At 26.4% G+C, this 258-nt stretch carries 1 pseudogene; it reads left to right on the forward strand.

Annotated features, from left to right (window positions below):
* Positions 1-155, forward strand: a pseudogene (locus tag H2280_RS08610) (Cj0814 family flagellar-dependent secreted protein); the annotation flags it as partial.
* Between the last annotated feature and the right edge of the window lie 103 nt (positions 156-258).

Raw genomic sequence — 258 nt, forward strand, 5'->3', positions numbered from 1 at the left:
GGCAAAATCACATAGGTTATGGTGGAGCTTTGTTTGATAATCAGTTTAATCAAGCAAAAGCTAATGGCTGGAAAGCAAGTAGTGAAAGTATCAATTCTTATGTTGGATCTATAATGGATAGATTAAATAATCTTATAGGACAAACTAGGGTTTAAACTGATTTATAAATTTAAAAAATATTATCTTAATAGATAATTCTTTTAAAATTATCTTTAAAAACTATTTTTTACAAAAACACCCTAACCCCTATATAGACAA

It is taken from the genome of Campylobacter sp. 2457A (genome assembly GCF_020135895.1).
GTDB classification, from domain to species: domain Bacteria; phylum Campylobacterota; class Campylobacteria; order Campylobacterales; family Campylobacteraceae; genus Campylobacter_D; species Campylobacter_D taeniopygiae.